This is a genomic window from Aeromonas sp. Y318-1 (genome assembly GCF_027706125.1).
In the GTDB taxonomy this organism is placed as follows: domain Bacteria; phylum Pseudomonadota; class Gammaproteobacteria; order Enterobacterales; family Aeromonadaceae; genus Aeromonas; species Aeromonas hydrophila.
The window spans coordinates 125,750-147,940 of the sequence record NZ_JAPDCM010000005.1; the positions used below are offsets into that span (position 1 = coordinate 125,750).

The 22,191-nt window shown below is 59.2% G+C and carries 21 protein-coding genes and 2 tRNA genes; 18 read left to right on the forward strand and 5 right to left on the reverse strand.

The annotated features are described in order from the left end of the window. Positions 1 to 44: 44 nt before the first annotated feature. Genes dxs through xseB form a run of 3 tightly spaced genes read right to left on the reverse strand, consistent with a single transcriptional unit; the run spans position 45 to position 3,074 of the window. Positions 45 to 1,910 carry a 1-deoxy-D-xylulose-5-phosphate synthase gene (gene dxs, locus OKB87_RS09400; RefSeq protein WP_270827227.1) on the reverse strand — a complete coding sequence of 622 codons (1,866 nt, stop codon included), beginning with the start codon at positions 1,908 to 1,910 and terminating at the stop codon, positions 45 to 47. Positions 1,911 to 1,931: 21 nt separating this feature from the next. Then, the gene (gene ispA, locus OKB87_RS09405) at positions 1,932 to 2,822 is read right to left on the reverse strand and encodes a (2E,6E)-farnesyl diphosphate synthase (protein WP_270827228.1); all 891 of its coding nucleotides are present in this window, start codon (positions 2,820 to 2,822) and stop codon (positions 1,932 to 1,934) included. Beyond that, a complete protein-coding gene (gene xseB, locus OKB87_RS09410) occupies positions 2,823 to 3,074 on the reverse strand; it encodes an exodeoxyribonuclease VII small subunit (protein ID WP_270827229.1) in 252 nt (83 codons plus the stop codon). Between the two features lie 220 nt (positions 3,075 to 3,294). Between xseB and pomA the strand changes: the two genes are divergently transcribed. The 3 genes from pomA (at position 3,295) to greA (ending at position 5,592) form a co-directional block, all read left to right on the forward strand. After that, positions 3,295 to 4,053: a flagellar motor protein PomA gene (gene pomA / locus OKB87_RS09415; protein WP_135319129.1), complete on the forward strand. Its 759-nt coding sequence runs from the start codon at positions 3,295 to 3,297 to the stop codon at positions 4,051 to 4,053. An 8-nt stretch (positions 4,054 to 4,061) separates the two neighbouring features. Then, a complete protein-coding gene (locus OKB87_RS09420) occupies positions 4,062 to 4,961 on the forward strand; it encodes a flagellar motor protein MotB (protein ID WP_017409291.1) in 900 nt (299 codons plus the stop codon). A 154-nt stretch (positions 4,962 to 5,115) separates the two neighbouring features. Then, positions 5,116 to 5,592: a transcription elongation factor GreA gene (greA, locus tag OKB87_RS09425; protein WP_011707083.1), complete on the forward strand. Its 477-nt coding sequence runs from the start codon at positions 5,116 to 5,118 to the stop codon at positions 5,590 to 5,592. A gap of 47 nt (positions 5,593 to 5,639) precedes the next feature. On the opposite strand, the gene OKB87_RS09430 is transcribed toward greA, so the two are convergent. Both OKB87_RS09430 and yhbY read right to left on the reverse strand, forming a co-directional pair. Beyond that, entirely contained in the window at positions 5,640 to 6,233 is a 594-nt protein-coding gene (locus OKB87_RS09430; protein WP_270827231.1) for a PilZ domain-containing protein, read from the reverse strand. Positions 6,234 to 6,337: 104 nt separating this feature from the next. Further along, positions 6,338 to 6,634 (reverse strand): ribosome assembly RNA-binding protein YhbY, encoded by a 297-nt coding sequence (gene yhbY, locus OKB87_RS09435; protein ID WP_005298134.1) that lies wholly within the window; start codon positions 6,632 to 6,634, stop codon positions 6,338 to 6,340. Positions 6,635 to 6,731: 97 nt separating this feature from the next. On the opposite strand from yhbY, the gene rlmE reads away from it, so the two are divergent. From rlmE to pnp, 15 genes are all read left to right on the forward strand, one after another. Continuing rightward, positions 6,732 to 7,361, forward strand: a complete 630-nt coding sequence (gene rlmE / locus OKB87_RS09440; RefSeq protein ID WP_011707081.1) for a 23S rRNA (uridine(2552)-2'-O)-methyltransferase RlmE — start codon at positions 6,732 to 6,734, stop codon at positions 7,359 to 7,361. Positions 7,362 to 7,406: 45 nt separating this feature from the next. Further along, complete coding sequence (gene ftsH / locus OKB87_RS09445; protein ID WP_270827233.1) at positions 7,407 to 9,356, forward strand: ATP-dependent zinc metalloprotease FtsH; 1,950 nt, start codon at positions 7,407 to 7,409, stop codon at positions 9,354 to 9,356. A gap of 62 nt (positions 9,357 to 9,418) precedes the next feature. After that, a complete protein-coding gene (folP, locus tag OKB87_RS09450) occupies positions 9,419 to 10,264 on the forward strand; it encodes a dihydropteroate synthase (RefSeq protein WP_270827234.1) in 846 nt (281 codons plus the stop codon). 17 nt (positions 10,265 to 10,281) lie between these two features. Continuing rightward, positions 10,282 to 11,616 carry a phosphoglucosamine mutase gene (gene glmM / locus OKB87_RS09455; RefSeq protein WP_016351721.1) on the forward strand — a complete coding sequence of 445 codons (1,335 nt, stop codon included), beginning with the start codon at positions 10,282 to 10,284 and terminating at the stop codon, positions 11,614 to 11,616. A 131-nt stretch (positions 11,617 to 11,747) separates the two neighbouring features. Then, positions 11,748 to 12,512, forward strand: coding sequence for a triose-phosphate isomerase (gene tpiA, locus OKB87_RS09460; protein WP_270827235.1), 765 nt, complete (start codon positions 11,748 to 11,750; stop codon positions 12,510 to 12,512). Next, the gene (gene secG / locus OKB87_RS09465) at positions 12,513 to 12,839 is read left to right on the forward strand and encodes a preprotein translocase subunit SecG (RefSeq protein WP_010633113.1); all 327 of its coding nucleotides are present in this window, start codon (positions 12,513 to 12,515) and stop codon (positions 12,837 to 12,839) included. Between the two features lie 7 nt (positions 12,840 to 12,846). Continuing rightward, positions 12,847 to 12,931 (forward strand) — tRNA-Leu (locus OKB87_RS09470). 92 nt (positions 12,932 to 13,023) lie between these two features. After that, positions 13,024 to 13,100, forward strand: a tRNA-Met gene (locus OKB87_RS09475). Positions 13,101 to 13,267: 167 nt separating this feature from the next. Next, a complete protein-coding gene (gene rimP, locus OKB87_RS09480; RefSeq protein WP_016351719.1) occupies positions 13,268 to 13,726 on the forward strand; it encodes a ribosome maturation factor RimP in 459 nt (152 codons plus the stop codon). Positions 13,727 to 13,740: 14 nt separating this feature from the next. After that, entirely contained in the window at positions 13,741 to 15,243 is a 1,503-nt protein-coding gene (gene nusA / locus OKB87_RS09485; RefSeq protein ID WP_011707075.1) for a transcription termination factor NusA, read from the forward strand. Between the two features lie 20 nt (positions 15,244 to 15,263). After that, positions 15,264 to 17,957 carry a translation initiation factor IF-2 gene (gene infB, locus OKB87_RS09490; protein ID WP_016351718.1) on the forward strand — a complete coding sequence of 898 codons (2,694 nt, stop codon included), beginning with the start codon at positions 15,264 to 15,266 and terminating at the stop codon, positions 17,955 to 17,957. 55 nt (positions 17,958 to 18,012) lie between these two features. Next, on the forward strand, positions 18,013 to 18,447 hold the full coding sequence (gene rbfA / locus OKB87_RS09495; RefSeq protein ID WP_011707073.1) for a 30S ribosome-binding factor RbfA: 435 nt from the start codon (positions 18,013 to 18,015) through the stop codon (positions 18,445 to 18,447). Position 18,448: 1 nt separating this feature from the next. Continuing rightward, on the forward strand, positions 18,449 to 19,408 hold the full coding sequence (truB, locus tag OKB87_RS09500) for a tRNA pseudouridine(55) synthase TruB (RefSeq protein ID WP_016351717.1): 960 nt from the start codon (positions 18,449 to 18,451) through the stop codon (positions 19,406 to 19,408). A 144-nt stretch (positions 19,409 to 19,552) separates the two neighbouring features. Further along, positions 19,553 to 19,822: a 30S ribosomal protein S15 gene (gene rpsO / locus OKB87_RS09505; RefSeq protein ID WP_005298162.1), complete on the forward strand. Its 270-nt coding sequence runs from the start codon at positions 19,553 to 19,555 to the stop codon at positions 19,820 to 19,822. Between the two features lie 167 nt (positions 19,823 to 19,989). Further along, on the forward strand, positions 19,990 to 22,128 hold the full coding sequence (gene pnp, locus OKB87_RS09510; RefSeq protein ID WP_011707071.1) for a polyribonucleotide nucleotidyltransferase: 2,139 nt from the start codon (positions 19,990 to 19,992) through the stop codon (positions 22,126 to 22,128). Positions 22,129 to 22,191 lie beyond the last annotated feature (63 nt).

The window sequence follows — 22,191 nt, forward strand, 5'->3', positions numbered from 1 at the left end:
AAGGGCGCCATAACGGCGCCCTTTTGCTGTGTGTGCTGAGGGGGTCAAGCCTGCAGCCACTGCTCGATGCTGCGCTGGATGCCGGCGCCATCGAGCCCCAGCAGAGCGTAGATCTCCTCCTGGCTACCCTGTTCGACGAAGCGATCCGGCAGGCCGAGGTTGAGCACCGGCTTGCACTGTTTGCTGCGCATCAGCAGCTCGTTCACCGCAGAGCCCGCGCCGCCCATGATGGCGTTGTCCTCGAGGGTGACGAACTGATCGTGAGTCGCGGCCAGGGAGAGCACCAGGGCCTCGTCCATCGGTTTGACGAAGCGCATGTCCACCAGGGTGGCATCGAGCGCCTCGGCTGCCGCTTTGGCCTGTTGCAGCAGGGTGCCGAACGCCAGGATGGCGGTGCCCTTGCCCTGACGCACGATCCGGCCCTTGCCGAGCGCCAGCGCCTGCATCTCGCTTTCGACCTGGATGCCGGTGCCGCTGCCGCGGGGGTAGCGTACCGCCGCCGGCCCGTTGCACTGGTAGCCGGTGTAGAGCATCTGACGGCATTCGTTCTCGTCGGACGGGGTCATGATCACCATGTTGGGCACGGTGCGCAGGAAGCTGATGTCGAACGCCCCCTGATGGGTGGGGCCGTCGGCCCCCACCAGACCGGCCCGGTCGATGGCGAACAGCACCGGTAGCTCTTGCAGCGCCACGTCGTGGATCAGCTGGTCGTAGGCCCGCTGCAGGAAGCTCGAGTAGATGGCGACCACCGGCTTCTGGTCGGCGATGGCGAGACCGGCGGCGAAGGTGACCGCGTGCTGTTCGGCGATGGCCACGTCGAAGTAGCGATCCGGATACTGCTGGCTGAACTTCACCAGGCCGGAGCCTTCGCGCATGGCCGGGGTGATGCCGACCAGCCGCTCATCCTTGGCCGCCATGTCGCACAGCCACTGGCCGAAGATGGCGGAGAAGCTCGGCTTGCCGCCGCTCGCCTTGGGCAGGGTGCACTCGTCCGGGTTGAACTTGGGCACGCCGTGATAACCGATGGGGTCCTTCTCGGCAGGCTCGTAACCCTTGCCCTTCTTGGTCTTGACGTGCAGCAGCTGCGGCCCCTTGAGGTTGCGCATGTTGCGCAGGGTCTCGACCAGGGCGTTGATGTCGTGGCCGTCGATGGGGCCTATGTAGTTGAAGCCAAACTCCTCGAACAGAGTGCCGGGTACCACCATTCCCTTGAGGTGCTCCTCGGCCCGCTTGGCCAGCTCCTTGACCGGCGGCAGGCCGGCCAGCACCTTCTTGCCACCCTCGCGGATGGTGGTGTAGAGCTTGCCAGACATGATGCGGGCCAGGTGGTTGTTCAGTGCCCCGACATTTTCTGAGATGGACATCTCGTTGTCGTTGAGCACCACCAGCATGTCCTTGTGGACATCGCCGGCGTGATTGAGGGCCTCGAACGCCATGCCGGCGGTGATGGCACCGTCGCCGATCACCGCTACCACCTTGCGCCCCAGCCCTTCGCTTTCGGCAGCAACTGCCATGCCGAGCGCCGCACCGATGGAGGTGCTGGAGTGGCCGACCGAAAGCACGTCATATTCGCTCTCGCCGCGCCAGGGGAAGGGGTGCAGACCGTCTTTCTGGCGGATGCTCTGCATCCGATCACGGCGACCGGTGAGGATCTTGTGGGGATAAGCCTGGTGGCCCACGTCCCACACCAGCCGATCGAACGGGGTGTTGTAGACGTAGTGCAGCGCCACCGTCAGTTCAACGGTGCCGAGCCCGGAGGCAAGATGGCCACTGGAGCGACTCACCGAACGCAGCAGATATTCACGCAGTTCGTTGCACAGTACGGGCAGTCGCTCGAAGGGCAGGGATCGCAACTCGACCGGCGTATCCGCGAGGGCCAGGTTGGGGAAATTACTTATATCAACGCTCATATTGTTACTGTTATCCAGCGTTTAGTGGGTTCGCTCGATGATGTAATCGGCAAACGCTTCCAGAATGTCGGTATTGTAGGGCAAAGATTGCAAGGCTGTTAAGGCTTTACCATGCAGTTCGCGAGCCAGCTCACGGGCATTGTCGAGCCCCAGCAGCGCCGGATAGGTACTCTTTTCCAGCGCCAGATCGGAACCTTGCCGCTTGCCGAGGGTGGCGGTATCGCCCGTGATGTCGAGGATGTCATCCTGCACCTGGAAGGCGAGACCGATGGCGGCGGCATAGGTTTGCAGCGCGCTCAGGGTGGTTTCATCCACGTCCGCCTTGCACAGGGCGCCAAGCGCCACGGCGCACTCGATGAGAGCCCCGGTCTTGTGGCGGTGTACCTGTTCCAGCTCGGCGAGGGAAATCTGGCGCCCTTCCGCCAGCAGATCCAGCGCCTGACCGCCGCACATGCCGAGATAACCCGAGGCGCGGGCCAGTCGGCTCAGCATCCGTACCCTGTTGGCCAGCAGCGAATCCGGCATCGGGTGATCGGCCAGAATGGTGAAGGCCAGGGTCTGCAGGGCGTCGCCGGCCAAAATGGCGGTGCCTTCATCGAATGCCTTGTGCACTGTCGGCTGGCCGCGACGCAGATCGTCGTTGTCCATGGCGGGCAGGTCGTCGTGCAGCAGGGAGTAGGCGTGGATGCACTCTACCGCGGCGGCCGGGCCATCCAGCAGTTCGTTCTTTATGCCCAGCATCTCGCCGACGGCGTAGACCAGGAAGGGGCGCACCCGTTTGCCGCCCAGCAGCAGGCCGTAGCGCATGGCATCGCGCAGGCGGGGGGCCATGGCGGGCAAGGATTCAAGTTGTGCAGACAGACAGTCGTCAATACGTTGCCGGTGCAGGCGGGAAAAATCGTCCAGCGTCACTCACTCCTCTCCTTGCTCTGGCTGGAAGGGGACGGCTTGCTCGCTGCCATCGGCCTGAGTCAGCAGGATCTGGATCTTCTGCTCGGCCTGCTCCAGCTTCTGCTGACCGCCCCGCACCAGATGAATGCCCTGCTCAAACTGCTTGAGGGCCTCTTCCAGCGGCAGGGAGCCCTGTTCCAGTTGATGAACTATGGTTTCCAGCTCTTCCAGAGTGGCATCAAAACTCAGGCGGTCGATTTTTTTACTGGCCATGTCCATCCTCGGGGATTGAAAAAAACGGCTTATCTTAACATCGACGACGGGCAGGGGGGAGGCAGAAAAATGCCGTCGGCTTAAACTCTCGGAAAAGTGGCCGATAATAAGCCATCTTCCGAACGTGGAAAATTGTGGCAACCCTTGCCGCTGATGAGCCAATAGCAGAAAATTCAACAAACTGCAGATACAACAAATTTCAGCTGACAGGAGTAGGGATGTGGATTTAGGCAGTCTGATAGGCATAGTGCTGGGGTTCGGAGTGGTGGTGTACGGCATGCTGCTGGGTGGCCCCATGAGCATGTATGTGGATATGCCCTCGGTCTATATCACCATTTTGGGTTCTCTGTTCATCTGCATGATGAAGTTCAACCTCGGCCAGTTTTTGATGGCGTTCAAGGTGGCCGGCAAGGCATTCATGTACAAGGGGGACAAGCTCGATGACCTGATTGCCAAGGCGGTGGAGCTGGCGGACGCGGCCCGCAAGGGGGGCTTCCTGGCCTTGGAGGCGGCGGAGATCCCCAATACCTTCATGAAGAAGGGTATCGACATGCTGGTGGACGGCCATGACGCCGACGTGGTGCGGGCGGTGATGGAGAAGGACATTGAGTTGACCTCGGAGCGCCACGTCATCGCCGTCAAGGTGTTCCGCTCCTTGGGGGATCTCGGCCCAGCCATGGGGATGATAGGTACCCTGGTGGGCCTGGTGGCCATGCTGGCCAACATGAGCGATCCCAAGTCCATCGGCCCGGCCATGGCGGTGGCCTTGCTCACCACCCTGTACGGGGCGATCGAGGCCAACATGATCGCCATCCCCATTGCCGACAAGCTGGAGCTGCGCAGCGGTGAGGAGCAGCTGAGCCGTACCCTGATCCTCGACGCCATCATGGGCATTCAGGATGGCCAGAACCCGAGAGTGATCCAGGCCATGCTGCAGAACTACCTGAACCAGTCCAAACGCAGCAACGGGACCGAATAGGAGCGCGCATGGCAAAGTGCAAATGCCCACCTCCCGGTCTGCCCGGCTATATGGGAACCTTCGCCGACCTGATGTCGCTGTTGATGTGCTTCTTCGTGCTGCTGCTCTCGTTTGCCGAGATGGACGTGCAGAAGTTCAAACAGATTGCCGGCTCCATGGAGAAGGCGTTCGGGGTGCAGAATATTCTCGAGGTGAAGGACATCCCCAAGGGAACCTCCGTCATCGCCCAGGAGTTCAGGCCGGGCCGCCCGGAGCCTACCCCCATCGATACCATCATGCAGCAGACCATGGACATGACCCAGACCGAGCTGGATTTCCAGCCCGGCGATGCCGATCAGGCTGGCGGTCATGACAAGAGCGAAGAGAAGCTGGTGGGGGGCGACACCCAACAGGAGGCGCAGAAACAACAGCAGCAGGAGCAGTCCAACGCACTGGCCAAGGCGCTGGCGGATCAGATGAAGGCACAGATCCAGGATGGCGCCATCGAAGTGGAGGCGCTGGGCCAGCAGATCATCATCCGGATCCGGGAAAAAGCGGCCTTCCCGGCGGGATCCGCCTTCCTGCAGCCCCAGTTCTGGCCAGTGGTACGCAAGGTGGCTGCCCTGCTCAAGGATGTGCCCGGCGAGATCACCGTCTCGGGTCACACCGATGATGCCGCCACCGAGGATGAGCTGTTCCAGTCCAATTGGGAGCTCTCTTCCCAGCGGGCGGTGGCGGTAGCCCACCAGATGATCAAGGTGCCGGGCTTCGATGGCGGCCGGCTGGTGGTACAGGGCATGGCCGATTCCCAGCCGCTGGTGCCCAACACCAGCCCGGAAAACCGGCGCATGAACCGGCGGGTGGAGATCTCCATCATGCAGGGCAAACCGACGGTGTCAGCCCCGATCAGCGCGCAGGAGCAGAAATAGTTCCGGCAAATTCTGATGAGAAAGCGCGATCCCGCTCGCAGGGACTGACATGGATTTTGTGCCGGCTTCATATTAAGATGCCTCATCCGAACCGACAGCTGCGGCTCTCTCTGATAGCCGCAGCTTCTCTTTTCAAGCAACCCAGGTTTCGACTATGAATCATACTCCGATGACTGTTCGCGGCGCTGAAAAGCTGCGTGAAGAGCTCGAATATCTCAAGACCGAGCTGCGTCCGCAGATTATCGAAGCGATTGCAGATGCCCGTGAACATGGTGATCTGAAAGAAAACGCCGAATACCATGCTGCCCGCGAGCAGCAAGGCTTCTGTGAAGGCCGTATCCAGGAAATCGAGAGCAAGCTCTCCAACGCCCAGGTGATCGACATCACCAAGATGACCAACAATGGTCGCGTCATCTTCGGGGCTACCGTGACTCTGCTCAAGAGCGAGACGGAAGAAGAGGTGGTCTACCGTATCGTGGGCGACGACGAGGCGGACATCAAACAGAACATGATCTCCGTGAATTCCCCCATCGCCCGAGCTCTGATCGGCAAGGAAGTGGACGATGTGGCCATCGTCAAGACGCCGGCAGGCGATGTGGAGTACGAGATCCTGGAAGTTGCCTACCTCTGAGGTAGGTTGATGCCAGAACAGGGGAGCCCCGGCTCCCCTGTTTGTATTCAGCGGGGCTGGTAAGCCTGGGTGAAGGCGTCCTGGTGACGCTGGAACATCCAGTTGCGCAGCAGTTCAAGGTCCGGTTTGGCCATCTGGAAATGCAGTGCCCAGCCCTGGATGCCGTTGCGGCGATGAATGTGCCTGACCAGCTCAGCGCTGAGCGGCAGGGGGGCGAGATCCTCAATGAGCAGGCTGCCCGTCAAGGTTGCGCCGACGGCCAGTCCGGGCGGCAGGCCCTCGACGACCAGACCATCGAGCGACAGGCTGTGCACTAGATAGTCATGCTCACCCATCCTGAAGCTGGCCTGCTCGTCCAGCCGCCAGGTGCGCGGATGGGGATAACCCAGCTCCTTGATGACGGGGGCGGCGATGCGTGGCTCGACGAAGCCATCATCCCCTTGAGTGAAGCGCAGCGGAAAACGGAGCTGATGCCCGGCAAAACGGGCTTCCAGCACCAGCTGGTCGGCACGTTGCAGCAGGCCTAGCAGGGGAGTGGCGAGATAACCGCTCAGGGATTGACCGGCGGTCGTCTCCTGATCGCTTCCCAAGTCCCGTAGCATGGCCAGTTCATCTTCGGTGAGAATCTGATGGTGATCCATAGCGGGTATCCACGAGTATTCATCGCAGGTTAAGGGCCTGGCGACTACTTTGGCAAGCGACTTGGGAAGAGGGGAAATGAAGGAAAGAGCGATGCTCTTTCCTGTTACTTGCGGGGCAGTTGGATTTTCGGCTCGTTGGCTTGACGATAGATGGTCAGCACGTGGCCGATGCTCTGTACTTTCACCGCGCCGGTTTCACGGACGATGGCATCCATAACCAGCTGTTTCATCTCACGATCTTCAGACGCAACCTTAACCTTGATCAGCTCGTGGTGGTTGAGCGCCAGATCGATCTCGGCCAGCACACCTTCGGTCAGACCGTGTTGTCCCAGCAGGACGACCGGCTTCAGACTGTGGGCAAGGCCCTTGAGGTATTGTTTCTGTTTATTGTTGAGAATCATGGCAATTTCTTCATAAGTCAGGGTTGAAAGGGGCGTATTCTACCCCCACTTAGCCCTTAATACTAATAACCCTTGTGGTTTTTTAAAGTCGACGATCATGACCCAGAAAAAACATTCCCCCAGTTCAACCCGCTGGTTAAAAGAGCATTTTGACGATCAATACGTCAAAAAAGCCCAGAAGTTGGGACTGAGATCCCGTGCCGTGTTCAAGATCGACGAGATCCAGGGCAAGGACAAACTGCTCAAGCCGGGCATGACGGTGGTGGATCTGGGGGCGGCCCCCGGTGGCTGGTCCCAGTTTGCCATCGACCAGGTCGGTGACAAGGGTCGAGTGATCGCCTGCGATATTCTGCCGATGGATTCCATCGCCGGTGTCGATTTCCTTCAGGGTGACTTTCGGGAGGAAACTGTGCTGGGTGCCCTGCTTGAACGGGTAGGTCCGGACAAGGTTGACGTCGTCATGTCCGACATGGCACCCAACATGAGCGGTACCCAGCAGGTGGATCAGGCCCGTTCCATGTATCTGGTCGAACTGGCGCTGGACATGTGCAATCAGGTCCTGCGGGCCAACGGCAGCTTCGTGGTCAAGGTGTTCCAGGGGGAGGGGTTTGATATCTATCTCAATGAAATCCGTAAACTTTTCACTGCTGTCAAGATTCGTAAACCAGACTCGTCTCGTGCCCGTTCACGAGAAGTCTACATTGTGGCTACCGGTTTTAAACTGTAGTACCCTAACCTTCATCGTTAACTGTCAGTCTGCGAGGTTACTGATTTGAGTGACATGGCGAAAAACCTAATCCTGTGGCTGGTCATCGCCGTCGTGTTGATGTCGGTGTTCAATAGCTTCAGCCCCAGCGATACCACCAGTCGCCAGCTGGACTATTCCAGCTTCGTTAAAGAAGTGACCCAAGAGCAGATCCGTGAAGTGCGGATGGATGGCAAGGTCATTAATGGCGTCAAGCGCACCGGTGAACGCTTCACCACCATCATCCCGGCGCCGGATCCCCAGCTGCTCAACGACATGCTCAATCACAATGTCAAAGTGATGGGCGAGAAGCCGGAAGAGCCGTCTCTGCTGACGTCCATCTTCATATCCTGGTTCCCGATGCTGTTGCTGATCGGTGTCTGGGTCTTCTTCATGCGTCAAATGCAGGGCGGTGGTGGCAAGGGGGCCATGTCGTTCGGCAAGAGCAAGGCTCGCCTGATGAGTGAAGATCAGATCAAGACCACCTTTGCCGACGTGGCTGGCTGTGACGAGGCCAAGGAAGAGGTGAAGGAGCTGGTCGACTATCTGCGCGATCCGAGCAAGTTCCAGAAACTGGGCGGCAAGATCCCGACCGGCGTGCTGCTGGTTGGTCCTCCCGGTACCGGTAAGACCCTGCTGGCCAAAGCCATTGCGGGCGAGGCCAAGGTACCCTTCTTTACCATTTCGGGTTCAGATTTCGTCGAGATGTTCGTGGGTGTCGGTGCCTCCCGGGTTCGCGACATGTTCGAGCAGGCTAAGAAGTCTTCTCCCTGCATCATCTTCATTGACGAGATCGATGCGGTCGGCCGCCAGCGTGGCGCCGGTCTGGGCGGTGGTCATGACGAGCGTGAGCAGACCCTGAACCAGATGCTGGTCGAAATGGATGGCTTTGAAGGCAATGAAGGCATCATCGTCATCGCCGCCACCAACCGTCCTGACGTACTGGACCCGGCCTTGCTGCGTCCGGGTCGTTTCGACCGCCAGGTCGTGGTCGGTCTGCCGGATGTCCGTGGTCGCGAACAGATCCTGAAAGTGCACATGCGCAAGGTGCCGTTGGCGGATGACGTCAATCCGGCGTTGATTGCCCGCGGTACGCCCGGTTTCTCCGGTGCTGACCTGGCCAACCTGGTCAACGAAGCCGCCCTGTTCTCGGCCCGCGAGAGCCGTCGTGTGGTCTCCATGGCCGAGTTTGAAAAGGCCAAGGACAAGATCATGATGGGCGCGGAACGTCGCTCCATGGTGATGAAAGAGTCCGAGAAAGAGATGACTGCCTATCACGAAGCCGGTCACGCCATCATTGGTCGTCTGGTGCCGGATCATGACCCCGTCTACAAGGTCTCCATCATTCCGCGCGGTCGTGCGCTGGGTGTGACCATGTACCTGCCGGAGCAGGATCGCTGGAGCCACTCCAAGCAGCATCTGGAGTCCATGATCTCCAGCCTGTACGGTGGCCGTCTGGCGGAAGAGCTGATCTACGGTGCCGAGAAGGTATCGACCGGTGCGTCCAACGACATCGAGCGTGCCACCGACATCGCCCGCAAGATGGTGACCCAGTGGGGCATGTCCGAGCGTCTCGGCCCCATGCTCTACGCGGAAGAAGATGGCGAGGTGTTCCTCGGTCGCAGCATGGCCAAGGCCAAGCATATGTCCGATGATACTGCGCGCGTCATCGATGCCGAGGTCAAGCAGGTCATCGATCGCAACTACGCCCGCTCCAAGCAGATCCTGCTGGACAACATGGACGTGCTGCACAGCATGAAAGATGCGCTGATGAAGTACGAGACCATCGATGCCAAGCAGATCGACGATCTGATGGCTCGCCGCGAAGTGCGTGCCCCCAGCAACTGGCATGATGAGCACGGTGATACCCCGCAAGGCGGTGCCACGGTTGCAGCAGAAGCCAAGCCGGCGGTAGCCGAGACCGAGCCGGTGGCCGATGTCGATATCGACAAGGCCAACGATCTGCCGGCTAAATAAATCGTGATGATACAAACCCCGGGCTGGCCCCGGGGTTTTTCTTTATGTCAACGGAAGTAACGATGCAGCTAACCAGCAAGGGGCTCAGCCTCTCCCTCGAACGTCCCCACGTCATGGGGATCCTCAATGTGACACCGGACTCCTTCTCCGACGGTGGTCATTTCAATCAGCTGGAGCGGGCGATGACCCATGCGCGCCAGATGGTGGCGGAGGGGGCGACCCTCATCGACATCGGTGGCGAGTCGACCCGCCCCGGTGCTCCCGATGTGAGCGAGCAGGAGGAGCTGGACAGAGTCATTCCCGTGGTGGAGCGCATGGTCGCCGAGCTGGAGGTGATGATCTCCCTGGATACCTCCAAGGCAGCGGTGATGCGGGAAGGCTGTGCGGCGGGTGCCCATCTTATCAACGACGTACGAGCTCTGCTCGAGCAGGGGGCCCTAGCCGCGGCCGCCGTTGCCGACGTTCCGGTGTGCCTGATGCACATGCAGGGGCAGCCGAGAACCATGCAGGCAGAGCCGCACTATGACGATCTGCTGGGGGAGGTGAGGGCTTTCTTCGACGAGCGGATCGCCGCCTGTCTGGCAGCGGGAATACGGAGGGAGCAGTTGTTGCTGGACCCCGGTTACGGTTTTGGCAAGACGCTCGCGCACAACTATCAGTTGCTTGCCCAGCAGGAGAAGTTGCTTGATTACCGGCTTCCGCTCTTGGTCGGTATGTCGCGAAAGTCTATGATAGGCAACCTGCTTGGCAGCCCGGTTGATGAACGGCTGGCCGGCAGTCTGGCCTGTGCGCTCATCGGGATGCAGCACGGTGCCCGGATCATTCGGGTGCACGATGTGCGAGCGACCATGGATGCCTTGCGTACCGGCTGGATGGTCATGACGGGACAAGATTTCATATCCAAATAAAAAAACGAGAACAGACAATGGCAAGAAAGTATTTTGGCACCGACGGTGTACGCGGCAAGGTGGGTGAATACCCGATCACCCCGGATTTCGTGATGAAACTGGGCTGGGCTGCGGGCAAGGTGCTCTCCAAGAAGGGTACTCGCAAGGTGCTGATCGGCAAGGATACCCGCATCTCCGGCTACATGCTGGAGTCCGCACTGGAGGCGGGCCTGTCCGCCGCGGGTCTCAAGGCCATTCTGATGGGCCCCATGCCCACCCCGGCCGTCGCCTACCTGACCCGCACCTTCCGGGCCGAAGCCGGCATCGTCATCAGCGCTTCCCACAACCCCTATTACGACAACGGCATCAAGTTCTTCTCCGCCGACGGTACCAAGCTGCCTGACGAAGTCGAGATGGCCATCGAAGCCGAGCTGGACCACGAACTCAAGTGTGTGGAGTCTGCCGAGCTGGGCAAGGCACTGCGCATCGACGATGCCGCCGGTCGTTACATCGAATTCTGCAAGAGCACTTTCCCCTCCAATCTGAGCCTGGAAGGGCTGAAGATGGTGGTGGACTGTGGTCATGGTGCGACCTACCACATTGCGCCTTCCGTATTCCGCGAGCTGGGGGCAGAAGTGATCGCCATCGGCTGCAGCCCGGATGGTCTCAACATCAACGACGGTGTCGGTTCGACCGCCCCCGAAGCCCTGGCGGCCAAGGTGCTGGAGTGCAAGGCAGATCTGGGGGTGGCCTTCGATGGTGATGGCGACCGTCTGGTGATGGTGGACAACACCGGCTATATCATCGACGGCGATGAAATCCTCTACATCATCGCCCGCGATGCACTGCGCAACGGTCGCCTCAAGGGCGGTGTAGTGGGCACCCTGATGGCCAACATGGGTCTGGAACTGGCGCTGCAGACCCTCGGCATCCCGTTCGCCCGTGCCAAGGTAGGTGACCGCTACGTGCTGGAGATGATGAACGAGAAGGGCTGGCGCATCGGTGGCGAGAACTCCGGTCACATCATCTGCTTGGATCAGACCACTACCGGGGATGGCATCGTCGCCGCCCTGCAGGTACTGACCGCCATCTGCACCGCCGAGATGCCGCTGGCCAAGCTGCGTTCCGGCATGAACAAGTTCCCGCAGGTGCTGGTCAATGTGCGCTTTGCAGAAGGCAAGGATCCGCTGGCAGCCGACGCCGTGCAGCAGGAAGTGGCCAAGGTGGAACAGGAGCTGGCCGGCCGTGGCCGTGTGCTGCTGCGCAAATCCGGCACCGAACCCCTGATCCGCGTGATGGTGGAAGGGGAACATGAACAGCAGGTGCGTGATATGGCCCAACGCATTGCACAACAGGTCGAATCGGCGTTTTAATGAACAAAAAGGGCGGCTTTTAAGCCGCTCTGGTTGTATCTTGTTCAAACGATTCGAAAATTTGAAAATAGCGCTTGTCAGCTGACAATCCTCTGGATATTATCAGCCCCGCTTTCGCAAGGGAGTTGCCGATGGGACATCGCAAGCCGTTTGTAGCCGCCAACTGGAAGTTACGCGGTAGTAGGTCGCAGTTAGAGCAGTTTACCGGTCAATGTCTGAAGGGCATTGATGAACGAGTAGACGTGGTCTTGTGTCCATCCCATGTGCATCTCGACTTTACGGCCGCATTGCTCGGTGAGCAGCGGACAATGAAGTTGGGGGCTCAGAATGTGAGCCAGCACAGACAGGGCGCTTACACGGGGGAAATCTCGTGTCAGATGCTGGTCGAGGCAGGGTGTCGATACGTACTGGTAGGGCACTCCGAGCGTAGGCGTCTCTTTGGTGAGACCAGTTTTATCGTCGCAGAGAAGTTTGCGGCAGCCAGAGCGGCAGGTCTGATTCCCATCCTCTGTTTGGGTGAATCAGGGGCAGCGAGGCAGGCGAGAAGAACCTTCGAGGTGATCGCCGAAGAGCTGGACATCGTCATAGAGAAAAATGGCGCGATGGCTTTCGATAATGCTATCATCGCCTACGAGCCGATTTGGGCTGTAGGTACAGGTAAATGCGCCACACCCGAGCAGGCACAAGAGGTTCATTCCTTTATACGTGGTCGCTTGGCGGAGGATACTCCGGTCATAGGTGAGAAAGTCAGAATCATCTATGGTGGGAGCGTGACGCCGGCCAATGCGAGAGAGTTGTTTGCCCAGCCCGACGTTGACGGCGGCCTGATTGGGGGAGCAAGTCTCGATGACCAGACGTTTTTAGGAATTGTTGAAGCGGCAAAGGGTGCAAGTTAAATGTACGAGATTCTTTTGGTCGTTTATCTACTGGTGTCACTGGCTCTGATTGGTCTGGTGATGATTCAGCAAGGTAAAGGGGCTGACATGGGCGCCTCCTTCGGCGCAGGGGCATCGAATACTGTATTCGGCTCCGGTGGTTCAGGCAGCTTCCTGACCCGCACAACAGCGATTTTGGCTACTCTGTTCTTCTTGATTAGCTTGGTGCTTGGCTCTATGTCCAGCAACAAGGTCAAACAGGGTAGTGAATGGGAAAATCTGCAACAAACCCAACAGGTTGAGCAGAGCAAAGCGCCAGTCAAGAAAGACACTGACGTTCCCGAGTAAGAGTTTTGCCGTGGTGGTGGAATTGGTAGACACGCTATCTTGAGGGGGTAGTGCTCTAGGGTGTGCGGGTTCGAGTCCCGCCCACGGCACCAATTAAGCAGTGAGCCCGGGTAACCGGGTGTATTATAGCCAGTCAGTCTTGTGTGACGAGGGTGAAGTGGCTATAATCTCGCACGATTTCGGACGCGGGGTGGAGCAGCATGGTAGCTCGTCGGGCTCATAACCCGAAGGTCGTCGGTTCAAATCCGGCCCCCGCAACCAAATTTCACGCATTTCCTACGCTCAGGAAGGCGGTCGCTGCGAGGCGACAATCAGGGTAAAGCGCCAAGCCCCGATTTGACATCGGGGCTTTTTGTTATGTGCAATTTACTCTGAACCAATTTCTATCTGGGCTTTATGCCCTTTTTTTGTTTTTTCGGAGGGTGACTTTGGCTACGTTGGAACAACGTTTGACCGATCTGCTCGAGGCTCCTGTCGTTGCCTTGGGCTTTGAACTGTGGGGTATTGAGTTTATCCGTGCGGGTAAACACTCCACCTTGCGCGTCTATATCGACGGCGAGCATGGCGTGAGCGTCGAGAACTGTGCTGAGGTCAGCCATCAGGTTGGCGCCATCATGGATGTCGAAGATCCCATCACCGAGGAGTATTACCTCGAGGTGTCTTCCCCGGGTCTGGATCGTCCCCTGTTCAAGGTTGCCCAGTTCGAAAAATACGTTGGCCAAGAGGCGGCGGTAACGCTTCGGATGGCAACAAACAACCGCCGCAAGTTCAAAGGCGTAATCAAAGCCGTGCAGGGCGACATGATCACCCTGACGGTAGATGGTAAGGACGAAGTGTTGGCTTTCACCAATATCCAAAAAGCGAACATAGTGCCGAACTTTGGTTAACGAGGCTATCGGATATGAATAAAGAGATTTTGCTGGTCGTTGACGCAGTTTCCAACGAGAAGGCGGTACCCCGCGAGAAGATTTTCCAGGCTCTGGAAACCGCGTTGGCGACAGCGACCAAGAAAAAATACGAAGGCGAGATTGAAGTTCGGGTCGAGATCGATCGCAAGACCGGTGACTACGACACTTATCGCCGCTGGGTCGTCATTGCAGATCAAGCTGCGATGGAAAACCCCTACGCCGAGATTACCCTGGAAGCTGCCCAGATCGAGCAGCCAGAAATCCAGATCGGTGAATACGTCGAAGATCAGATCGACTCTGTCACCTTCGACCGCATCACCACCCAGACTGCCAAGCAGGTCATCGTGCAGAAAGTGCGCGAAGCCGAGCGTTCCCAGGTCGTTGACCAGTTCAAGGACAAGGAAGGCACCATCATCAGCGGCGTGGTCAAGAAGAGCAACCGCGACAACGTGATCCTGGATCTGGGCAGCAACGCCGAAGCCGTGATCTTCCGCGACGACATGCTGCCGCGCGAGACTTTCCGCCCGGGCGACCGCATCCGTGGTCTGCTTTACGCCGTGCGTCCGGAAGCCCGTGGTTCCCAGCTGTTCGTCAGCCGTTCCAGCCCGGACTTCCTGAAAGAGCTGTTCCGCATCGAAGTACCGGAAATCGGTGAAGAGATGATCGAAATCATGGGTGCAGCCCGTGACCCGGGTTCCCGCGCCAAGATCGCGGTGAAGACCAACGATCGTCGTATCGACCCGATCGGTGCCTGTATCGGCATGCGTGGCGCCCGCGTTCAGGCGGTCTCCGCCGAGCTGAGCGGCGAGCGCGCCGACATCGTGCTGTACGATGACAACCCGGCCCAGTACGTGATCAATGCCATGGCGCCTGCCGATGTGGCCTCCATCATCGTTGATGAAGACAACCACACCATGGATATCGCCGTGGAAGCTGCCAACCTGGCCCAGGCCATCGGTCGCAACGGTCAGAACGTGCGTCTGGCTTCCCAGCTGACCGGTTGGGAACTGAACGTGATGACCGTCGAGGACATGCGTGCCAAGCACCAGGCCGAGAACGACCGCATCCTGACGCTGTTCACCAGCACTCTGGACATCGATGACGATTTCGCCAGCCTGTTGATGGAAGAGGGTTTCTCCACTCTGGAAGAGATCGCCTTCGTGCCGGTCAACGAGCTGCTGGCCATCGATGGCCTGGACGAAGACATGGTGGAAGAGCTGCGCAAACGCGCCAAGGATGCTCTGACCACCAAGGCTTTGGCCAAAGAAGAATCCTTTGAAGGTGTAGAGCCTTCCGAAGAACTGCTCAATCTGAACGGCCTTGGCCGTGAAATGGCGTACGCACTGGCCGCTCGCGGCATCGGTACCCTGGAAGATTTGGCAGAGCAAGGCATCGATGACCTTGCTGATATTGAAGGGCTGACGGCAGAGAAAGCCGGTGAGCTGATTATGGCTGCTCGTAATATCTGTTGGTTCGGAGAAGAGCAGTCTGAGTAAGATCAAACGGAGGAAAATGAATGGCAGAAGTATCAGTCAAACAACTTGCCACTGACATCGACACACCGGTTGATCGTCTTCTCCAGCAGTTTGTCGATGCCGGTATCAGCAAGAGCAAGGCCGACGACATGGTCAGCGAGTCTGAGAAACAGACACTGCTGGCCCATCTGAAGAAACAGCATGGAGGTGACGAGGTCGCCGCACCTGCCCGCATGACCTTGCAGCGCAAGACCAAGAGCACCATCAGTGTTCAGGGGACTGGCGGCAAGAACAAGGAAGTGCAGGTAGAAGTGCGCAAGTCTCGCACCTATGTAAGACGTTCGGCGCTGGAAGATGAACAGCGCCAGGCGGAAGCCGAGGAAACAGCGCGTTTGGAAGCAGAAGAAAAAGCTCGTCGCGAGGCCGAAGAGAAGGCCCGTCTCGACGCTGAAGAGAAGGCTCGCCGTGAGGCTGAGCAGGCTCGTCGTGAAGCTGAGGAAAAGGCGCGGATCGAGGCACAACAAAAGGCTCGACAGGCTCAACAGCCCGCCAAAGCAGCCGGTAGCACAGCTCAGCAAGAGGCAGAAAAGATGGCCAAGCGCGAAGCAGAAGAACTGAAGCGCCAACAAGAACAAGCAGCCTTGACCAAGGCTGAGGAACTCGCCGCGAAGAAAGCCGAAGAGGCTCGTGTCATGGCGGAACAGAACGCAGCCCGCTGGGCTGAAGAAGAAGCCGCTCGCGCCAAAGAGAGCAGCGATTACCATCTGACCACCAACAAGCACGCTCAGGCGGCTGAAGATGAGTTGGATCGTAAGGAAGAGACCAGCCGCCGCACTGCCGCTGCTGCCAAGGGCCCGAAAAAGGCCGGTCGTCGTGAAGACGATCGCGATGCGCGCAACCCGCGTGCTCGCAAGGGCAAGCGTGGCAAGGTTGCCACTCCGAACGCCATGAAGCACGGCTTCAACAAGCCGGCGGCCGCGGTGAACCGCGACGTGGTGATCGGCGAGACCATCACTGTGGCCGACCTGGCCAACAAGATGGCCGTCAAGGGCGTTGAAGTCATCAAGGTGATGATGAAGATGGGGGCCATGGCCACCATCAACCAGGTGATCGACCAGGAGACCGCTCAGCTGGTCGCCGAGGAGATGGGTCACAAGGTGGTGCTGCGCCGCGAGAACGAGCTGGAAGAGGCGGTACTGTCCGATCGTGACGAGACCTCCGAAGCCAAGCCGCGCGCGCCGGTCGTGACCATCATGGGTCACGTCGACCACGGCAAGACCTCGCTGCTGGACTACATCCGCAAGGCCAAGGTCGCCGCGGGCGAAGCCGGTGGTATTACCCAGCATATCGGTGCTTACCACGTCGAAACCGACAGTGGCATGATCACCTTCCTGGATACCCCGGGTCACGCGGCGTTTACCTCCATGCGTGCTCGTGGTGCCAAGGCCACCGATATCGTGGTGCTGGTCGTTGCTGCCGATGATGGCGTGATGCCGCAAACCATCGAAGCCATCCAGCACGCCAAGGCCGCTGAAGTGCCCTTGGTGGTGGCGGTCAACAAGATCGACAAGCCGGAAGCAGATCCGGATCGCGTCAAGACCGAGCTGGCCCGTTACAACGTCATGTCCGAAGACTGGGGTGGCGATTGCCAGTTCGTCCATGTCTCCGCCAAATCCGGCCAGGGCATCGATGACCTGCTGGAAGCCATCCTGATCCAGTCCGAAGTACTGGAGCTGAAAGCCGTGGTTGACGGCATGGCCAACGGCGTCGTGATCGAGTCCTTCCTGGACAAGGGTCGTGGCCCGGTTGCTACCGTGCTGGTACAAGAAGGTACCCTGCGTCAGGGCGACATCGTGCTGTGCGGCCTGGAATATGGTCGTGTCCGTGCCATGCGTGACGAGCTGGGTCGCGAGATCAAGGAAGCGGGTCCGTCCCTGCCGGTGGAAATCCTCGGCCTGTCCGGCGTTCCCTCTGCCGGTGACGAAGCCACTGTCGTGCGTGACGAGAAGAAAGCCCGTGAAGTGGCGCTCTACCGTCAAGGCAAGTTCCGCGAAGTCAAGCTGGCTCGCCAGCAGAAGGCCAAGCTGGAAAACATGTTCGCCAACATGACCGAGGGCGAAGTGTCCGAAGTGAACGTGGTGATCAAGGCCGACGTACAGGGTTCCGTGGAAGCGATCTGCGATGCCCTGGTCAAGCTCTCCACCGACGAAGTGAAGGTGAAGATCGTGGGTTCCGGCGTGGGTGGTATCACCGAGACCGACGCTACCCTGGCTGCCGCGTCCAGCGCCATCCTGGTGGGCTTCAACGTCCGTGCCGATGCCTCTGCACGCAAGGTCATCGAGGCCGAGAGTCTGGATCTGCGTTACTACTCCGTCATCTATGACCTGATCGACGAAGTGAAGCAGGCCATGAGCGGCATGCTGGCCCCCGAGTACCGTCAGGAAATCATCGGTCTGGCCGAAGTGCGCAGCGTGTTCAAGTCACCGAAGTTTGGTGCCGTGGCCGGCTGTATGGTCACCGAAGGTGTGGTCAAGCGTTCCAACCGCATTCGCGTTCTGCGTGACAACGTGGTTATCTATGAAGGCGAGCTGGAATCCCTGCGTCGCTTCAAGGATGACGTCAACGAAGTCAAGAACGGCTACGAGTGTGGTATCGCGGTCAAGAACTACAACGACGTACGCGAAGGCGACCAGATCGAAGTTTACGAGACCGTTGAAATTCAACGGACTCTGTAAGGCTGGAGTCAGATTAAATAGGGGGCCGCGGCCCCCTTTTATCGCAGGATAGAATATGGCCAGAGAATTTAGCCGGACCCGTCGGGTCGGACAGCAGATCCAGCGTGAAATCGCGCTCATTCTGCAGCGCGAGGTCAAGGATCCGCGCATCGGCATGGTGACCGTTTCCGATGTGGAAGTGTCCCGTGACCTCAATTACGCCAAGGTGTATGTCACCTTCTTGCAGCTGGAAAATGATGCCGAACGCATCAAGGAAGGGCTCAAGGCGCTGACGGAAGCCGCTGGCTACATCCGCAGCCTGCTGGGCAGCGCCATGCGCCTGCGCGTGGTGCCCGAGCTGCGTTTCTTCTACGACCAGACCCTGGTCGAGGGGATGCGTCTCTCCAACCTGGTGACCAACACCATCCGTGAAGACAAGCGTCGCATGGCCGAATCAGGTCGTGAAGAAGACGATGCCGCGCCGGATGAAACTACTGAGGATAACGCCTGAGATGTCTCGTAGACGTCGTTTCAAGGGCCGTGACGTGCACGGTATCCTGCTGCTGGACAAGCCGACCGGGCTGACCTCCAACGATGTGTTGCAGAAGGTCAAGCGGATCTACAACGCCGCCAAGGCTGGCCACACCGGTGCCCTGGACCCGCTGGCAACCGGCATGCTGCCGATCTGCCTCGGCGAAGCCACCAAGTTCTCCCAGTATCTGCTGGAAGCGGACAAGCGCTACGAAGTGACCGCCAAGCTGGGCGAGCGCACCAATACCAGCGACTCCGATGGCGAGGTGGTCTCCACCCGGCCGGTGAACGTGGCCGTGGGTACTCTGATCGAGTCGCTGGACCAGTTCCGCGGCCCCATCATGCAGGTGCCGTCCATGTACTCCGCCCTCAAGCACAACGGTCGCCCGCTCTACGAGTACGCCCGCGAAGGCATCGAGATCGAGCGGGAAGCCCGCCCCATCACGGTGTTCGAGCTCAAGCTCATCAGCTTTGAAGGGGACGAGGTCAAGCTGGAGGTGCACTGCAGCAAGGGCACCTACATCCGCTCCCTGGTGGACGATCTGGGGGAGGTGCTGGGCTGCGGCGCGCACGTCACCCAGTTGCGCCGTACTCAGGTGGCCAGCTATCCCTATGAGCGGATGCTGACCCTGGAACAGCTCGAGTGCATCTTCGAGCAGGCCAAGGCCGAAAGCATTCCGCCGCGCGAGCAGCTGGATCCGCTGCTGCTGCCGATGGACACCGCCGTGGCAAGCCTGCCCGAGGTGAACATGCTGGCCGCCGTGGCTGCCTATGTGAATCAGGGCCAGGCCGTGCAGGTCGCCGGGGCGCCGCAGAGCGGTCAGGTACGCATGACGGTCGGTCCGGAGCGCGAGTTCATCGGCGTAGGCGAGATCGACGATGAGGGGCGCGTGGCGCCCAAGCGTCTGGTGCGTTATCACGACGAACACGACGAGGAGTGATCCTCAGGCGGTATCGATGCGTGTTGGCCGTTGTGGCGCTTTCCCGTTGCGTAAAGTGACGGGGACGATTATGATACCGCCCTCATTTCACGGCTGAATTAGAGATTGGCTGTGAACCTTTAAACACTCTACTGGAGTAATACCATGTCTCTAAATGCTGAGATCAAAGCTCAAATCGTTGCTGACAACGCTCGTTGCGCCAACGACACTGGTTCCCCCGAAGTGCAAGTTGCCCTGCTGACTGCCCAGATCAACCATCTGCAAGGTCACTTCAAGGAGCACTCCAAGGATCACCACGGTCGTCGCGGTCTGCTGCGCATGGTTTCCCAGCGTCGTAAGCTGCTGGACTACCTGAAGCGTAAAGACGTTCAGCGTTACGCTGCTCTGATCGCCAAGCTGGGTCTGCGTCGTTAATCGACCATCAGATTTCGCGAAAAAGGGGAACCTCCGGGTTCCCCTTTTTTATTGCGCGTCAGGCTGTTGCCGCCCTCACAGAATTTGTGTCGCTGCTTACCTTTTGCATCGAATCAAGTATACTTGCACGCGAATTTAAAGCGCCAAATTGTAAAAAGGAAATTCACGTGAATCCTATTGTAAAGTCATTCCAGTACGGTCAACACACCGTCACTCTGGAAACCGGAGTGATGGCCCGTCAAGCCACTGCGGCCGTCATGGTCAGCATGGACGATACCTGCGTATTTGTGACCGTAGTTGGCAAGAAAGAGGCCGATCACGGCCGTGATTTCTTCCCGCTGACCGTCAACTACCAGGAGCGTACCTATGCTGCTGGTCGTATCCCGGGTGGTTTCTTCCGTCGTGAAGGCCGTCCGAGCGAAGGCGAGACCCTGATCTCCCGTCTGATCGACCGTCCTATTCGTCCGCTGTTCCCGGAAGGCTTCCTCAATGAGGTTCAGGTGGTTGCCACCGTCATGTCCGTGAACCCGGCCGTTTCTCCCGACATCGTTGCCATGATCGGTGCCTCCGCGGCGCTGGCCATCTCCGGCATCCCGTTCGGTGGCCCGATCGGTGCAGCCCGCGTAGGTTACATGAACGGCCAGTACGTGCTGAACCCGACCACTACCGAACTGCCGCAGAGCGATCTGGACCTGGTAGTTGCCGGTACCGCCAACGCCGTGCTGATGGTTGAATCCGAAGCGGCCATCCTCTCCGAAGAGGTGATGCTGGGTGCCGTGGTGTTCGGTCACGAGCAGATGCAGGCCGTTATCAATGCCATCAACGAATTCGCTGCCGACGTCGGCACCAAGCCGTGGAACTGGACTGCTCCTGCCGTCAACGAAGCGCTGAAAGCCAAGGTTGCCGAGCTGGCGACAGCTGAGCTGGGTGAAGCCTACCGCATCACCGAGAAAGCCGTGCGTTACGAAACCATCGGTGCCATCAAGGCTCGTGTGGTGGAGCAAGTGATCGCTTCCGGCGTGGAAGAAGATGCCAAGAAGATCGGCGAAGAGTTCCACAGCCTGGAAAGCCGCATCGTCCGTGGTCGCGTCGTCCGTGGCGAGCCGCGCATCGATGGTCGTGATCCGGAGATGATCCGCGCCCTGTCCGTCGCCACCGGTGTACTGCCGCGTGCCCACGGCTCCGCCCTGTTCACCCGTGGTGAAACTCAGGCCATGGTCGTTGCCACCCTGGGCACCGAGCGTGACGCCCAGAACATCGACGAGCTGACCGGCAACCGCGCCGATCGCTTCATGCTGCACTATAACTTCCCGCCATACTGCGTCGGTGAGACCGGCATGATGGGTAGCCCGAAACGTCGTGAAATCGGTCACGGTCGTCTGGCCAAGCGCGGCGTTGCTGCCGTGATGCCGAGCGCCGACGAGTTCCCGTACGTGGTACGTGTGGTATCTGAAATCACCGAATCCAACGGCTCCTCCTCCATGGCCTCCGTCTGTGGTTCCTCCCTGGCGCTGATGGACGCTGGTGTGCCGATCAAGGCCTCCGTTGCCGGTATCGCCATGGGTCTGGTGAAGGAAGAAGAAGGTTTCGTCGTGCTGTCCGACATCCTGGGTGACGAAGATCACCTGGGCGACATGGACTTCAAGGTTGCCGGTACCACCGAAGGTGTGACCGCGCTGCAGATGGACATCAAGATCGAAGGCATCACTAAAGAGATCATGGAGATTGCCCTGAAGCAAGCTCGTGGTGCTCGCCTGCACATCCTGAAAGTGATGGACGAAGCCATCCAGGCGCCGCGTGCCGAGATCTCCGATTTCGCCCCGCGCATCCACACCATTAAGATCAACCCGGAGAAGATCAAGGACGTGATCGGTAAAGGTGGCTCCGTGATCCGTGCCCTGACCGAAGAGACCGGCACCAACATCGAGCTGGATGATGACGGTACCGTCCGCATCGCCGCCGTTGACGGTGATGCCGCCAAGGAAGCGATCCGCCGTATCGAGGCCATCACCGCCGAGATCGAAGTGAACCGCATCTACGAAGGCAAGGTTGTCCGTCTGGCCGACTTCGGTGCTTTCGTCAACATCCTGCCGGGCAAGGACGGTCTGGTGCACATCTCCCAGATCACCGATGCACGCGTGCAGAACGTGGCCGACTATCTGAAGATCGGTGACGTAGTGAAGGTGAAGGTTCTGGAAGTGGACCGTCAGGGCCGCGTGCGTCTCTCCATCAAGGAAGCGAACGCCCCGACCGAAGCCGCCGCTGAGCCGGCTGTTGCCGCCGTCGAAGAGCCGGCTGCCGAATAAGCCGCCGAGCCGTGAAAAAGCCGACCTCAGGGTCGGCTTTTTTTATATTTGTGACTTGATGTT